General features: G+C 62.3%; 15 protein-coding genes. 14 read left to right on the forward strand and 1 reads right to left on the reverse strand.

All coding sequences use genetic code 11. The annotated features are described in order from the left end of the window. Positions 1 to 149: 149 nt before the first annotated feature. The 13 genes from J3485_RS27320 to J3485_RS27380 all read left to right on the forward strand — a co-directional run bounded on the left by J3485_RS27320 (position 150) and on the right by J3485_RS27380 (position 12,797). On the forward strand, positions 150 to 1,226 hold the full coding sequence (locus J3485_RS27320; RefSeq protein ID WP_206957581.1) for a Gfo/Idh/MocA family protein: 1,077 nt from the start codon (positions 150 to 152) through the stop codon (positions 1,224 to 1,226). 76 nt (positions 1,227 to 1,302) lie between these two features. Then, the gene (locus J3485_RS27325) at positions 1,303 to 2,421 is read left to right on the forward strand and encodes a DegT/DnrJ/EryC1/StrS family aminotransferase (protein WP_206957582.1); all 1,119 of its coding nucleotides are present in this window, start codon (positions 1,303 to 1,305) and stop codon (positions 2,419 to 2,421) included. Next, complete coding sequence (locus J3485_RS27330; protein WP_206957583.1) at positions 2,418 to 2,936, forward strand: NUDIX hydrolase; 519 nt, start codon at positions 2,418 to 2,420, stop codon at positions 2,934 to 2,936. Before J3485_RS27325 ends, J3485_RS27330 begins: the two co-directional genes overlap by 4 nt. Further along, on the forward strand, positions 2,933 to 4,036 hold the full coding sequence (locus tag J3485_RS27335; RefSeq protein WP_206957589.1) for a DegT/DnrJ/EryC1/StrS family aminotransferase: 1,104 nt from the start codon (positions 2,933 to 2,935) through the stop codon (positions 4,034 to 4,036). Before J3485_RS27330 ends, J3485_RS27335 begins: the two co-directional genes overlap by 4 nt. After that, positions 4,017 to 5,402 (forward strand): NAD(P)/FAD-dependent oxidoreductase, encoded by a 1,386-nt coding sequence (locus J3485_RS27340; protein WP_206957591.1) that lies wholly within the window; start codon positions 4,017 to 4,019, stop codon positions 5,400 to 5,402. Before J3485_RS27335 ends, J3485_RS27340 begins: the two co-directional genes overlap by 20 nt. Continuing rightward, positions 5,399 to 6,106: an HAD family hydrolase gene (locus J3485_RS27345; RefSeq protein ID WP_206957593.1), complete on the forward strand. Its 708-nt coding sequence runs from the start codon at positions 5,399 to 5,401 to the stop codon at positions 6,104 to 6,106. The genes J3485_RS27340 and J3485_RS27345 overlap by 4 nt, the downstream gene beginning before the upstream one ends. Continuing rightward, a complete protein-coding gene (locus J3485_RS27350) occupies positions 6,103 to 7,218 on the forward strand; it encodes a fatty acid desaturase family protein (protein ID WP_206957595.1) in 1,116 nt (371 codons plus the stop codon). Before J3485_RS27345 ends, J3485_RS27350 begins: the two co-directional genes overlap by 4 nt. A gap of 14 nt (positions 7,219 to 7,232) precedes the next feature. Then, positions 7,233 to 8,129, forward strand: coding sequence for an S-methyl-5'-thioadenosine phosphorylase (mtnP, locus tag J3485_RS27355; RefSeq protein WP_206957604.1), 897 nt, complete (start codon positions 7,233 to 7,235; stop codon positions 8,127 to 8,129). Beyond that, entirely contained in the window at positions 8,098 to 8,730 is a 633-nt protein-coding gene (nudK, locus tag J3485_RS27360; RefSeq protein WP_206957606.1) for a GDP-mannose pyrophosphatase NudK, read from the forward strand. The genes mtnP and nudK overlap by 32 nt, the downstream gene beginning before the upstream one ends. A 98-nt stretch (positions 8,731 to 8,828) precedes the next feature. Next, on the forward strand, positions 8,829 to 10,028 hold the full coding sequence (locus J3485_RS27365) for an MFS transporter (protein WP_206957608.1): 1,200 nt from the start codon (positions 8,829 to 8,831) through the stop codon (positions 10,026 to 10,028). 17 nt (positions 10,029 to 10,045) lie between these two features. After that, positions 10,046 to 10,735: an HAD family hydrolase gene (locus tag J3485_RS27370; RefSeq protein ID WP_206957610.1), complete on the forward strand. Its 690-nt coding sequence runs from the start codon at positions 10,046 to 10,048 to the stop codon at positions 10,733 to 10,735. After that, positions 10,732 to 11,721, forward strand: coding sequence for an ABC transporter substrate-binding protein (locus tag J3485_RS27375; RefSeq protein WP_206957612.1), 990 nt, complete (start codon positions 10,732 to 10,734; stop codon positions 11,719 to 11,721). Before J3485_RS27370 ends, J3485_RS27375 begins: the two co-directional genes overlap by 4 nt. After that, on the forward strand, positions 11,718 to 12,797 hold the full coding sequence (locus J3485_RS27380; RefSeq protein WP_206957614.1) for an aldose epimerase family protein: 1,080 nt from the start codon (positions 11,718 to 11,720) through the stop codon (positions 12,795 to 12,797). The genes J3485_RS27375 and J3485_RS27380 overlap by 4 nt, the downstream gene beginning before the upstream one ends. An 85-nt stretch (positions 12,798 to 12,882) precedes the next feature. On the opposite strand, the gene J3485_RS27385 is transcribed toward J3485_RS27380, so the two are convergent. Then, entirely contained in the window at positions 12,883 to 13,722 is an 840-nt protein-coding gene (locus J3485_RS27385; protein ID WP_206957616.1) for a helix-turn-helix transcriptional regulator, read from the reverse strand. A 101-nt stretch (positions 13,723 to 13,823) separates the two neighbouring features. On the opposite strand from J3485_RS27385, the gene J3485_RS27390 reads away from it, so the two are divergent. Next, positions 13,824 to 14,717, forward strand: a complete 894-nt coding sequence (locus tag J3485_RS27390; protein ID WP_206957618.1) for an SDR family oxidoreductase — start codon at positions 13,824 to 13,826, stop codon at positions 14,715 to 14,717. The last annotated feature ends 359 nt before the right edge of the window (positions 14,718 to 15,076 follow it).

Genomic DNA, 15,076 nt, shown 5'->3' on the forward strand with positions numbered 1-15,076 from the left:
TCGGCATGAGCGATAGCAGTGCTTTTTCGTCGCCGAACAGACGCACACGCTACTAGATCTAGTAGATTTCAATTGATTAGCATTCCTATAGTCTTTGCCGACGGAACACGGGACGGCGTTCCGATCGCACGAATTTCTCGGAGACTAGGATGAGCCTGATTAAAGTTGGCCTCGTCGGCATCGGTGCGCAAATGCAAGAGAATTTGCTCCCGTCGTTGCTGCAAATGCCGGACATTCGGATTGTGGCGGCGTGCGATAGCGACCCTGCACGCGCCAAACAGATTCACCGGTTCATTTCCGATATCCCGACGATGGACAGCGTGCCGGCAATGCTCGACGCGGCGTGCTTGGATGCGATCGTCATGGCCTGCCCTCCGCAAGTGCATCGAGAAATGTCGATTCGCGCGATGCAGCGCGGCGTCAGCGTTTTCGTCGAAAAGCCGCCTTGCGCCACGCTGGATGAATTGCAAGAACTCGTCGAGCTGGCGCGTCAATGCGGCGTGAGAACCGGCGTTGGAATGAATTTCAAGTTCGCACGGCCGGTGCGCCAATTGCGCGAAATGACGACGAGCGAAGAGTTCGGCCGCACGCTTCATATTCAATTGAATCACTATGCAAACAAACCGCGTACGCCGCTATGGGGGCTCGATTCGACGCTACGCTCATTTCTGCTCGCGCAAGCGATTCACACGATCGATCTCGCGGTAACGTTCGGCCAGGGCGACCTCGTCGACGTTCAATCGCGCGTGCAACGTCATGGCGATGCGCTGATCGTCAAAGGCGAATTCACGTTCTCGTCGGGCGCGACGGCGAGCTTGCTCTCGGGAACGACCTTCCCGTACTTCGAATTCCAAATGAAGCTCGTCAGCTCCAGCTCGACGATGGTGGAACTCGACAATCTTTGGAATATCACGGTGCACGAGCCCGAACACGGCACACGTGCCACCGGCGCGGCCAAACGCTGGCGCGGCGCATGGCAGCCGGGGCCACTCGATTCGGGCTACGAGCGCAGCGGCTATTTCGGCGAACTGTATGAATTCTTCGACGCATGCCGCACGCGCACGCGCTTCGAGGCCGACTTCGAGAGTTTGCTGCCGACCTACCGGATCATCGAAGCGATCTGCAGAGCCGATTGCGCAACGGACGCCGATCTCGATGCCACGGCGATTCGCGGCATGCATGCCTTGCCGTCGAAAGGCGCCGGGCTCGAACGCTTGTCTGCTTGAGATTTGCCTGAGTTCTGCTTGAGCGTCTTGCTCGCTCATCCATTCCCGACCGCATACATAACGGAAAGCGTCAGACATGTCCGATACGACCATTGCCGTTTCGCCCGATGTACGCCGCACCATCTCCGACAAATATCGCCCGGTCTACGCCGACGATCTGCCGACGCTGGAAAAGACGCTGCGCGGCTCGATCTCGGGCACGAGCGACGTCGTGACCGCTTATGAGCGCTCGCTCGCCGAGTGGTTCGACGCGAAGGAGGCCGTGGCCGTGTCGTCCGGCGGTGCAGCGTTGAACGTCGCGCTTTACGCCGTCGGCATCGAAGCCGGCAACGACGTTCTGCTCACGCCGAGCTGTCCGCTTTGCACGATCTATCCGATCATCGCCGCGGGCGCGAACCCGATCTTCGTCGATACGCGCACGCACGGCTTCGGCGCCGACCCCGAATCGGTGAAGCGTGCCCTCACGCCGCGAACCAAGGCCATCATCGACATCCCGATGTGGGGGTATCCGACCGAAGTCGACGAACTCTACGCACTGACGCAGTCCCTCGGCATCAAGCTCATCCTCGACCTCGCGCACTCGCACGGCACGACATTGCATGGCCGCCCGCTGTCGCATTTCGGCGATATCTCGTGCTTCAGCACGCATGAGCGCAAGCCGCTCGCTACGGGCGAAGGCGGCTTCATCCTGACCGGCGATGCCGCCCTCGCGCAGCGCAGCCGCGATTACAGCCGGTTCGGCAACCTGAACGGCAAGGATTTCGGTCTGAACTACAAGCTCGCGGCGCTGCCGGCCGCGATCGGCCACAGCCGTTTGGCGAGTTTGTCGGAGCAGATCGCCAAACGGCGCGAGAACGCGCGCTACCTCCTCTCGAAGCTCGATTCGGCGAAGGTGCGCGAAAAGCGGATCATCGACGGCGGCGAACCGAACTACTACTTTCTGAACCTCGAACTCGAGTTCGCCGACAACCGCGCGTTCATCGACTACCTCGACGAGGCAGGCATTCCGTCGGACATCAAGCGATACGGCTGCAAGGCGCTATACGAGTTTCCGGTGCTGGCCAAGTATCGGCGTGCCTGTCCGAACGCGGAAAACCTGTTGGCGAGCATGACGACGATTCCGGTTCATCCCGACATCACGGCGGCCGAGCTCGACTATATGGCGGCCCACATCAACGCATATCGCGGCGTATGACGACACTCGAGGCACACGATCGATCCGGGCTCGAGAAGCACTTCACGGCTTCCGCGTTCGTTTTGAATCCGCATCGCGAAGTGCTGCTCGTGCATCACCGCAAGCTCGGCGTCTGGCTCTATCCGGGCGGCCACATCGATCACGGCGAAACGCCCGACGATGCGGCTTTGCGCGAGGTGCGCGAGGAGACGGGCATTCGTGCCGCGCTGATCGGCGAGCGCGACGAATCGCTTGCCGATCGCGCGGCCGACGTGTCCGTCCTGCATCGTCCGTATCGCGTGCTGTGCGAGTTCATCGACGACAAGAAGGGTCCGCATTACCATCTCGATTTGATTTATCTGTGTGTAACCGATGCCCGCGAGCTACCGGCGCAGCGCGAAGTGCAGGAAGCGGCCTTCTTCGGTCGCGGCCGTGCGCGCGAGCTTCGGATGTTCCCGAACTTCGCCCGCATGCTCGATCGGCTCTTCGACGACGAATCGGTGTGGGACGCGGTGAGCAAGGAGGCGAGCCGATGAGCACGACGGCGATCGCGCTTCGCACGGTTGCGGAAACCTGTTCGCATGACACGCCCGACGATATGCCGGCAATCGAGCGCGCTTTGCGAACGGGGCTTTCCGGCACGGCGCAAGTCGTTGAGGAGTACGAAGCATCGCTCGCTGCGCTATACGGCGTTCGGCACGTGATCGCCGTCTCCTCCGGTGCTGCTTCGGTGGCGGCCGCGCTCTCCGGCGTCGATCACGCGCCGGGCGACGAGATCGTCGTCTCGCCGGCGTGTCCGATCTGCACCGTGCTGCCGATTCTCTCGTTCGGGCTCACGCCCGTATTCTGCGACGTCGCACCCGACAGCTTCGGCTTGGACGAAACCGACCTTGCTCGCTGTATCGGCGCGCGTACGCGTGCCGTCATCGAAGTGCCGATGTGGGGCTACCCGATTCGCTCCGACCGCACGGCGGCTTATCTTTCGACGCGCGGCATTCCGCTGATTCAGGACCTCGCCCATTGCCACCTGACGCGCTTGAACGACGACTGGCTCGCCCGCATCGGCGATCTGGCTTGCTTCAGCACGCACGATTGCAAGTTCATGTCGACGGGCGAGGGAGGCTTCGTCATGACTGACGACGATAGGTGCGCCGCACGTATTCGTGCCTATACGCGCTTCGGCAATTTGACGGGCGAGACGATCGGGGTGAATCTGAAGCTCGGCGGCTTGCAAGCGGCGCTGGGCCTCGCGCGTTCGCGCCGGATGGCGGCGCATCGGGAAGCGAGGTTGCGCAATCGCGAGCGCTTGCTCGCGCGCCTCTCCAACGAAGCGTTTCGCGAATTGCCCGTCGCGCAAGGCGGCGAGGTCAACGGCTATGCGCTGATGTTGCAGGCTATCGATCATGACGGACGAAAGCTCGTGCACTATCAGCAGGCGCACGGGATTCCATCGGACATCGGCAAGTACGACAACCGGCCGTTGTTCGAGCAGCCGATTCTGTCGCGGTACGCGCGGCCGTGTCCGAACGCTGCGCGCCTATTGCGTTCGCTGACGACCGTGCCGATCCACCCGGACCTGACCACGAGCGATATCGACTACATCGCGAAGGTGCTCAATGGCTACGTCCCCGATTGATGCCGTCGCGCGGCAGGGCCATGCGGTCGTCATCGGTGCGAGCGTGGCGGGCTGCCTGATCGCCGCGGTGCTCGCACGGCGCTTCGCGCGCGTGACGCTCATCGAGAAAGGCAACTTCCACGACGAGCATGGGCCGCGCCAAGCGGTACCGCAGGAGCACCACGTGCACCTGTTGCTGTTGCGCGGCAAGCAGATCATGGAGGACGTCTTTCCCGGCTTGCTCGACGAACTCGAGGCGAGCGGTGCGCAAGTGGCCGACCTCGGGCACGACGTGAAGTGGTATCAGGGCGGTTTGTGGAAGAACCGCTACCGCAGCGGCATCCACGCGCACTACTGCAGCCGGCGTTTAATCGACAATCATCTGCGCCGGCGCGTCGTGCGCGAACAAGGCGTCGATGTCATGTCGATGACGCGCGTGCAAGGCTTCGAGTTCGCGGGAGGCGACGCCGAACGCGGCGACTTCGCCGAGCGCGCCGTCTGCGGCGTCAAAGTCGAAAACGATGCTGGCGCGTACACGGTGCCGGTCGATCTCGTCGTCGACGCAAGCGGCCGCGGGACGCGCACGCCCGAATGGCTCGAGCGAGCCGGCTTCGGCACCGTGAAAAATAGTATCGTCAAGACCGAGCTCGGATACGCTTCCCGCATTTATCGGCGCATGCCCGAGTACGCATCGAAGTGGAAGGTGCTGCTCGTGCTGCCGAGAACGCCGATTCAACGCTCGATGGGCGTGATCAGTCCCATCGAAGACGACCGATGGATGGTGACGACAGGCGGTTGGTTCGGCCATTTTCCCGGCACCGATCCAGACGACTTTCTGCAAGCGCTCGCGGCCTTGCCCGTACCCGACATTCACGATGTCATTCGCCGCGCCGAGCCGCTGTCGGGCGTCGCCACGTTCAGGATGCCGGGCAGCCAGCGGCGGCACTACGATAAGCTCCCTTCATGGCCCCGCGGTTTGCTCGTCGTCGGCGATGCGCTCACGGGCATGAACCCGCTATACAGCCAAGGTATGACGCTGTGCGCACTCGAAGCGCAATGCATCGATGCGCATGTCGATGAGGCCCGCTCGGGCGCGCTCGCTTATCAGGCACTGCAGCGCCGTTTGTGCGAGGTCGTCGATCCGGCTTGGCAGATGGCGACGACCGAAGACCTTCGTTTTCCCGAGACGACGGGCGAGCGCAACTGGCAGACGAAATTTCATCACTGGTACGGATCGGGGCTGGTCCGCTTGTCGGCACGCAATCGCCGCGCGCTCGAAACGCAGATCGGCGTGACGAACCTCGTCACGGAGCCGGGACGCTTGTTTGCACCGGCGATTGCATCGCGTATCGTCATGGATTTCGCATTTTCCGTGGGCAACCGATGAAGACTTTCGACGCCAAGCGCTTGATGGACATCGAGCACATCGTATTCGACTGGAACGGCACGTTGCTGGACGATATCGAGCTTGCCGTGAAGAGCGTCAATCTCTGCGCACGGCGATTCGACGTGGCGTCCGTCACGCGCGAGCGCTACCGGGAAGCATTTCATTTTCCGATTGCGAGCTTTTACGCCACACTCGGCTTCGACCTCGAACGCACGCCATTCGCCGAAATCGTGCAACGCTATCTCGAGCATTTCGATGCGAACGTCGCGCAGTGCCCGCTGCACGATGGAGTCACGGCGCTGCTCGATGCGGCGGCGGACGCGGGAGTCGGCGTATCGGTGTTGTCGGCATCGCATCGCGACACGCTGACGAAAGTGCTCGACGCAAAAGCCCTATTGCCGCGATTCGCACACGTCGTGGGCCTCACGCACAATCTCGCGACGAGCAAGACCGCCGAAGCCGCATTGCTGCAGAAGCGCCTCGGCGGCGAGGCTGCACGCACGCTGTTCGTCGGCGATACGACGCACGATTGCGAGGTGGCGCACAGCGTGGGTTGGACGCCGCTGCTCGTTTCGACAGGACATCAAACGGCTGCACGTCTGCTATCGAGCGGCGCGACGGTGCTGAACGGGCTCGGCGAATTGCTGCCGACGCTGTCGGGCGAACGCGCCGCCATCGCATGCCGGAAGGAAGGGCTGCAATGAACGATGCTCCCGCGACGGCGCTGGCCTGGGTGATCGTGCTCGATTTGGCGATGCGTGCCGCGGTCGCACTCTACTATCGCGACAGCACGCGCATACTGCGTTTGCTGCGATTGACGCCTCGCGAGCCGGGGCGCATCGAAACGTATTACCGGCCGCTCGACGCTTGGTTCGCACCGTTGCCGTTTCTTTGGACATGGCTCGACATTGTCGCGGGTGTGCTGCTCGGCATGCTGATTCCTTCGCCGCTCGTGTGGCTCGCCGTCGTGCTATGGAGCGGTGGGCGCATGCGCGCGCTGCAGGAGTTCGGGCACAACGCCGTGCACTTCGCGCTGTGCCGCTCGCACGCCTGGCAATGGTGGCTCAGCGATCTCTTCTATCAATTCCCCGTGTTCAAGCGCGACATGCATAGTCGCCACAAGACGCATACCGTTGAACACCATAGGAATCCTAATCATCCGTCGCTCGACCCGAATCGTGCGCGCGTGATTGCCGGCGGCTACGTGGCCGGCGTCTCGCCCACCGCGTTCTATGCGCGCCTGCTATATCCCCTGATGCCCGCCGGCGCAAGAGCCAATTTTTCGATGATGGTGCGCAACAGCCTGCTCAACCACTCGCGATGGACTGCGTTCGCGCGATGCGTTTCGCTCGTTGCCGCCGTGGCCGTGCTTTATTGGGCGGGTGGATGGAAAGGCATCGTCTTCGGATGGCTGCTGCCGCTCGTCACCTCGTATCCGGTGTTCGCTTGGGTATCGCTGCTGACCGAGCATCGATGGCTGATCGAAGGCAGTCCTGACGATCGGCTCGAACTCGAGTATTTGATGGGTCGCCCGACCGATTACTTCGGCATGTCCGGTTGGCTCGTTCGCGTGTTCATCGCACCGACCTCCGATGCGTACCATCTGGTCCATTCTTTGTATCCGGGTGTGCGATGGAATTACCTACCGGCAATCGACCGGCATTTGAAGGTGCATGAACCGCGCTACGCGTCGAATGCCAGCGAGGGCTTGCTGATCCGACGCGGTAATGCGCCTGCGGCGCTATCCGAGCTTTACGAACGGCTCGTGGCGACGGAGCGCGACGATCAACTCATTGGAGCGAGAGGAACGCTGTGACGATAGAGGCTGCTTTGGATCGACCCGTGGCGCGCATCGGCATCATCGGCGGCAGCGGCTTTCAGCAACTACTCGGATTGACTGGGACGACGATCGTCGAATGCGAAACGGCGTTCGGCAAGCCATCGTCGCCCGTCGCGCTTGGTCTGCTCGACGGCGTACCCGTTGCGTTTTTGCAGCGACACGGGCTCGGTCATACGATTCCGCCGACATCGATCAACGTGCGCGCGAACATCGCCGCGCTAAGACAAGTGGGCTGCACGCAGGTGTTGTCGATGAGCGCCGTCGGCAGCTTGACGGCCGAGGTGCCGCCGGGCCACTTCGTGCTGATCGATCAATTCATCGATCGTACGATCATGCGCGAGAAAACGTTCTTCGGGCCCGGCCTCGTCGGCCACGTGCCGTTTGCCGATCCCGTGTGCGGACGCATGCGCGAGGCGTTGGCCGAAAGCGCTCGAGCGGCCGACGCGCAGGCACGCAACGGCGGCACTTATATCGTCATGGAAGGGCCTCAATTCTCGACGCGCGCGGAATCGAATCTCTACCGCCAATGGGGCGGCACGGTGATCGGCATGACGGCGATGCCCGAGGCCAAGCTCGCGCGGGAGGCGGAGCTTTGCTATGCGCTCGTGGCCATCCCCACCGACTTCGATTGCTGGCACGATGGCCACGAAGACGTTAACGCGGCACTCGTCGGCGAACGCATGAAGCGTATCGGCGCGACGGCGCGGCGCCTCGTCGGGGAAGCCGTCGCCCGGCTCGGGCATCATCAGGGCCCGTGCCGCTGCGGTTGCGATCGCGCGCTGGAGACGGCCGTCATGACGGCGCCTGAGTATCGCGATCCGAAGATGGTGGAGCGTCTACTGTCGGTCGCACCCCATGCATTGCATCTTTCGTCGACGAAGGAGTGACGGTTTGGCTACGAACGAGCATCAAAACGAACGCGTGCGGATGAAGTCGACGCAAGTGCTGTCGGACAACTGGTATATCCTGCGCAAACACACTTTCGATTTTCAGCGTAGGGATGGAAAATGGCAGACGTTGACGCGCGAAACGTATGATCGCGGCAACGGCGCTACAATCCTGCTCTACAACGCGGAAAAGAAAACGGTCGTTTTAACGCGCCAATTTCGACTCCCGGCATTCGTGAACGAGCATGACGGTATGCTGATCGAAGCCTGTGCGGGGTTACTCGATCGCGACGACGCCGAAACTTGCATTCGGAAGGAAACGGAAGAAGAAACCGGCTATCGCGTGGAAAACGTCCGCAAGATATTCGAGGCCTTCATGAGCCCCGGCTCCGTCACCGAACGGCTGTATTTTTTTGTCGGCGAATATTTCGGCAAGGACAAGATCAGTGAAGGCGGAGGTGTCGAGTCGGACGGCGAAGAGATCGAGGTGTTGGAAATAACACTCGATGAGGCACTCGCACGTGTCGAGCGTGGGGAAATCATGGATGGCAAGACGATTATGCTTTTGCAGTACGCCAAGCTTCATCGGCTGATGGGGTAGCTGAGTAGTTGGTTTGAACGTCGTTCGGGCGGTATGAGAGGCCGTGCCGAACGACGCTGAAAGTCAGACGCAGCATTGCATGGCACCGGAGACAAATAATGAATGATGCCGAGCTAAATTCGCGAGCGCGCTTTCGCCGCGATGGTCCGACCTGGTTTCTTTATCTCGTCTTGACGATTTTCGGGTTTCAGCAATCCGTGCTCGGCTCGACGTTGCCGTTCCTGCGCAACGAATTCCACTACGACACCGTTCATGTCGGCTGGCACTTCACGTTTTATGCGATCGGGCTCGTGGCTTCGGGGCTGCTGAGCGGCGTATTGCTCAAGCGGGTGCCGCTCAACGTTTTGATTCGCGCGAGTGCGGTGACGATGGTGCTCGCCGTGCTCAGTATCACGCAGGCAAGGGGCTATTACAGTACGTTGGCGGTGGCCGTGGCGATGGGCTTCACGGGCGGCGTCGTGCAGGCGGCCGTGCAGGCCGGCATCGCTTGGCATCATCCTTGTCACCGCGACATTGCGATGGTCGAAGCGTTCGTCTGCGCGGGCACGGGTGTCTTCTTCGGGCCGTTGCTCGTCGGCCAGATCGCGGCGGCGGGCTTTTCGTGGCGCATTTCACTGCTCGTCTGCGCGATTGCCTTGACGCTCGTCTTCGTTCTGTTTAGGGGGCCTAACGAAAGCGCGAGCGCGGCGGCGCGTGAAGCCGACGACTTGCGCGACGTGCAAGACGGCGGTATTCCACTGCCGGTTGCACTGAGTTGGTTGATGGTGCTGCTCGGAATCGGCGCGGAATGGGGCATCGGCTTCTGGGGCGCGCAATTCCTCGAAAGCCGCTTGACACTCGATGCGGCCAAGGCCGTCAGCCTCATGGCGTTTTTCTTCGGCGGCACCGTATTCGGGCGCCTCGTGTCGAGTCGGTTGCTGTCGATCTTCGACGGCCGCATCATGCTGTTCGTCGTGATCTTCCTAGGCAGCGGCGCAATCCTCACGTTGTGGACGAGCGAGCAATACTTCAGCACGATCGCCGCGCTCGCGATGGCCGGCATGTGTCTCGGCAACTTCTTTCCGCTCATCATCAGCAATGCGATTCGGCTCGCGCCGACGCGCGTGAGCTTGATTTCGGTCGGTGCGACGCAGGCGGTCGGCGTTTCGCTGCTCGTCGTGCCGATCGCGCTCGGCTATGTCGGCCGCTCGATCGGGCTCATCAACGCCGTCGGCATTCTTGCCGTGCTGCCCGTGTTGATGGCTGTCGCCTATCTTTGCGCATCGTCGTATGGCCGTATGGCTTTGCGCCGCGCTTGAACAGGGAAGGACATCTCATGCAGTCGAATTTTTCATTGTTGTTCGATTTGGACGGCACGCTCGTCAATACCGACGAACTCCATTTCGGCGCTTATCAGGTCTTGCTCGGCGAGCTCGGGCGCAGCATCACGATCGAGACGTATCAATCGCGGATCATGGGTGCGCCGAACGATGCGATCATGCGCGAGTTTTTTCCTGACGTGCCCGAGAGCCGTCATCAAGCGTTGGCCGATCGCAAGGAAGCGCTGTTCCGTGCATCGGTCACCCGTTTGGAGCCCACCGCGGGCGCGCTGAGGGTGTTCGAATGGGCGCAAGCACGAGGCGTGGGCATCGCCGTCGTCACGAACGCGCCGCGAGCCAACGCCGAATTGCTGTTGAGCGGATTGAAGCTGACCGATCGCATCGACGCGCTCGTGATCGGCGAGGAGTTGCCGCGCGGCAAGCCCGACCCACTGCCGTATTTGACCGGCCTCGAACGGCTGGGCGGTAACGCCGAGCGTGCGCTTGCATTCGAAGATTCGCTGTCGGGCATTCGCGCGGCGAGCGCGGCGGACATCTACACGTTCGGCATGCGCACGGGATTGCCGACGCAAACGCTGCTCGATGCCGGCGCGAACGACGTCATCGATGATTTCACGGCGGCCTCGCTCTGGCACATCCTCGACGATGTCGCGACGGGCGCGTTGTCAGCGGAGCGTCGAGCATGAAAGGCGATCATACGGATTGCGGGCCCGTGCTGCCGGCAACTGCGTTGCGTATCGATGCGCCGACCGGCAACGGCAGCGCCGGCACGCTGCGTGCACTGAGTTCGTTCGAGCCGTACGAGTTGGCCGATTACTTAGGCCTCCTAAAGGAACGGCTGCCCGACGTCGCGATCGAATTGTGGCGTATGCCCACGGCGACGCTCACTGAGTATCTGCTGGCCGGTGCGCGGGCCGATTTGATCATTGGATGGGCGGATACGGCATCGGCGACACCGGGCGTCGCCGAGCGAATCGCACAGCCCGATGCAGCCGACATACGCCCGGATGCGGATGGATTCTGTCGCCCGACCGGATTCTCCACTGCGTTCGTGACCGATCCGGCCGAGCTCGCGCGGCGCGGTGCGGCGACCCCGAACTCATGGTCGTCGCTTGCCGACGCGTCGCTCGCGAATGGCGTGATCTTTCCCGATCCGCGCCGCTCGGGTGCGGGCTACTTGGCATTGACTACGCTCCTGCAATATTTAGGAGAACGAAGCGGTTGGGAGCTGATGCGCGCGATCGATCGCAACGTCGTCGACTACCCGGGCTCGGCGTGGTCGCCGGCGGCGAGCGTCGGTGCGGATCGCGATATCGCGGTCGGTGTGACCGTGAAGATCGCCGCCACTCGGCGGATGCACGAGAACGCCGCATTGGCGATCGCATTGCCGAACGAGGCGATCGGCGCGGAAGCCGAGGTGTACGGGATGTTGCGCGGCACGACGCAGCGTCGGGCCGTCGAACGCGTACTCGCCTGGCTGACGTCGCCCGATGCCAAACCGTACTTCGAGCGGCACGCCAAGCTCATCCTCGACGACGCGAACCGCGAAACGCTGTTCGAGGTCGACGCACCGCGTGCGACGCGCGAACGCGACACCGTCCTGCGTCGATTCGATGAGTTGATCCATGCGCGCGTCGAACGATCGGCGCTTTCGTTGCGGGCGAGCCGATGATCCATCGCTCGACGTTCGGTACCTCCGCGCGCCGCGATCGTATCGAGCGAATCGAGTTGTCGCTGTCGAACGGCTTTTCCGCGAGCGTGCTCTCGTGGGGCGCCACGCTGCAATCGATCAGCGCCCCCGATGCCCGTGGTCATTTCGATTCGGTGGTGCTCGGCTATACGTCGCTCGACGATTACCGCTGCGCGCATGGCCGGCTCGGCGCGACGATGGGGCGTTACGCCAATCGCATCGCCAATGGCCGCTTCGAGATAGACGGCGTCGCGTATCAAGTCGAATGCAACGAAGGCAAGCATGCGATTCACGGCGGCCCCGAAGGCTTCGATCGCCGGCCGTGGCAAGTGGCCCGCATCGTCGACGAGCCGAACGGCCCGCAAGTACGCTTCGAACTAAGAAGCCCCGCGGGCGACCAGGGCTTCCCCGGCGCGATGGTGATGGCGGTGACTTATGCGTTGGTGCCGCCCGGCGACGTCGTGATCACCTACGAGGCATGCACCGATGCGCCGACCGTATTCAACACGACGAACCACGCGTATTTCAACTTGGCGGGCGAGGGTAGCGGCAGCGTGCTCGATCATGAAGTGACGCTATTCGCCGATCGTTTCCTACCGGTCGACGACGAGTTGATACCGCTTGGCGAGATGAGAGACGTGACGGGTACCGTCTTCGATTTTCGCGAACCGAAGCCCTTGGGCCGCGACATCCGCTCGGACGATGCACAGGTGCGGCTCGGCCGCGGTTTCGATCATTGCTATGTGCTCTCGAGCAGCGAGCGATCGACGACACCAAGGCTTGCGGCACGTGTGCTCGAGCCGACGAGCGGGCGCACGCTCGAAGTGTTGACGACGGAGCCGGGCCTGCAACTGCATAGCGGCAACGTGTTGAACGGGCGCTATGGCGGCGCGTCGGGCCGAGCGTACCGGCAATCGGACGGTTTTTGTCTCGAGGCGCAGCACTTTCCGAACGCGCCGAACGTCAGCCACTTTCCGAGTACGGTGCTGCGGCCCGAAACCGTGTATCGCTCGATGACGGTCTATCGCTTCGGCGTGGACGACACGCCGCGCGTGTAATCAACTTCCGCCGAAACCTTGCGCTGTCGATTCGTGCAGTTGTCGTGACCGTCCTTCGGACAGGTTACCGCGACTGACCGCTCGCTCAGCCGGCCACTGCGTGCTTGGCTTCGAGGAGCTTGCGAATCGCATCGACGTCGGCGGGCGTGGCGGGTTGATAGATGACCATGCTCAGATCGGGTCGCGCATCCACGGCAAACGACGAATACTCCATCGAAATCGGCCCAACGACGGGGTGCCGCAATTGCTTGGTACCTTCGCCGTGCGAGCGAACATCATTGGCTCGCCAGATTGCCGCGAATTCAGGGCTTGCCAAGCTAAGCTCGCCGACGAGCGCTTCGATGGCCTTCGATGCCCCGGCGCGTGCGGCCTCCATGCGAAACGTCGACACGGCGAAGCGCGCGACGCTCTCCCAATCGAACTGCCGCTCGCGCACGCGTGGGTCGGAAAAAATGAGGCGCAAGATATTGCGCTGCTGCGCTGCAAGCGTGTCGTAATCGGTCAGCACGACGTTCGCGGCGCGATTCCAGGCCACGACGTCCCACGTCGCCGTCTTGATGAAGGCCGGACTGAATTCGAGCGCATCGAGCACGCGTTGCAGCCGCGGCGTGACACCGTCGACGGCGTGATAGCGCGCTTCGGGCGGCCGTCCGAGGCCGAGCAAGAAAACGTGCTCGCGCTCGATGTCGGTCAACATGAGCGCGTGCGAAATACGATCGAGCACCTCGGCCGACGGTGCGCCACCACGGCCTTGTTCGAGCCATGTATACCAAGTCGCGCTGACGTTGGCGCGCTGCGCGACCTCCTCGCGTCGCAGGCCCGGCGTTCGACGGCGGGCAAGCGGGAAGCCGAGCGCCAGCGGGTCGAGTTTCGTGCGGCGGTCCTTCAAATACTTGCCGAGCAGATTGTCGTTGACGTCCGACATGTTCGATCCTGTTAGTCCGTTTACCCGTATAACGTCACTACTTCACCCCGATGAGCTGCCGGACCATAGTAACGCCACATCGACTTGTGGAGGATTTCACGATGCGTGTTTTCGTAACGGGTGCGAGTGGTTTCGTCGGGTCGGCCGTCGTCGCGGAATTGATCGCGGCGGGGCATCACGTGGTGGGTCTCGTGCGTTCCGAGGCGGGCGCGGCAGCGGTTGAAGCGGCCGGAGCGGAAGTGCTGCGCGGCTCGCTAGAGGATATTGAAAGCCTGCGTAAAGGAACGGTAAACGCGGACGGTGTCGTTCATACGGCGTTCAATCACGACTTCACGCGGTTTGCTGAGAACTGCGAGTTGGATCGGCGTGCGATCGCAGCGATCGGCGATGCGCTTGCAGGGTCGGAGCGGCCGTTGTTGGTGACGTCAGGGTTGGCTTCGGTGGCCAAGGGAAGGGCTGCGACGGAGGACGATGCGGCCGTGCCTCACTCGGATGCGTATCCGCGTGTGTCGGAAGCGACTGCGCTCTCGCTGATCGAGCGTGGCGTGCGCGCTTCGGTGGTGCGGTTGCCGCCGTCCGTGCATGGCGATGGCGATCATGCTTTCGTGCCGCGGTTGATTGCCGTCGCGCGGGAAAAGGGTGTGGCGGCGTATGTCGGGGATGGGGCCAATCACTGGCCTGCAGTGCATCGGTTGGACGCGGCGCGAGCCTATCGGCTGGCGTTGGAGCGTGGCGTCGGCGGCGTGCGGTATCACGTCGTGGCGGAAGAGGGCGTGCGGCTCAAGGATATTGCCGAAGTGATTGCGCGGCGGTTGAACGTGCCGTTGGTGTCGAAATCGCCGGAGCAGGCGATGGCGTATTTCGGCTGGATGGGTGCATTTACGGCGATGGATGTAACCGCGACGAGCCAGTGGACGCGCGAGGCGTTGGGATGGCAGCCGGAGCGGGTCGGATTGATCGAGGATCTCGAGAAGGGGACGTACTTCAAAGGGTAAACGTGGGGTGCCCAAGATCGATCGCCGTTATCGGACGGCAGATGATTCGTTCTCCTAAATAATTCCGTCGAATGCCTCGCCGGCGGAGGCGCAGCGCTCGCGGTGCTGCACTCGATGGCCTGCTCGCTCATGCCCGGCGATAGCGGGCCGTCACTTTTTCCGGACACACACGACCGAAGAATTGCGGTTTTTCGCACAACGTGCGCGTTGCCTCGCGGAAGAACCTCGCCGCATCAAGTCCCCTTGCTGATTGATCGAACTGGCACGCGACTTGCTCTCCGTATCTCCAAAAATATCAATTCAATTACAAGGAGACGCCCAATGAAACCCATTCTTCATCTTCATCCGTGACGGCCTGG

It is taken from the genome of Trinickia acidisoli, from assembly GCF_017315725.1.
GTDB classification, from domain to species: Bacteria; Pseudomonadota; Gammaproteobacteria; order Burkholderiales; family Burkholderiaceae; genus Trinickia; species Trinickia acidisoli.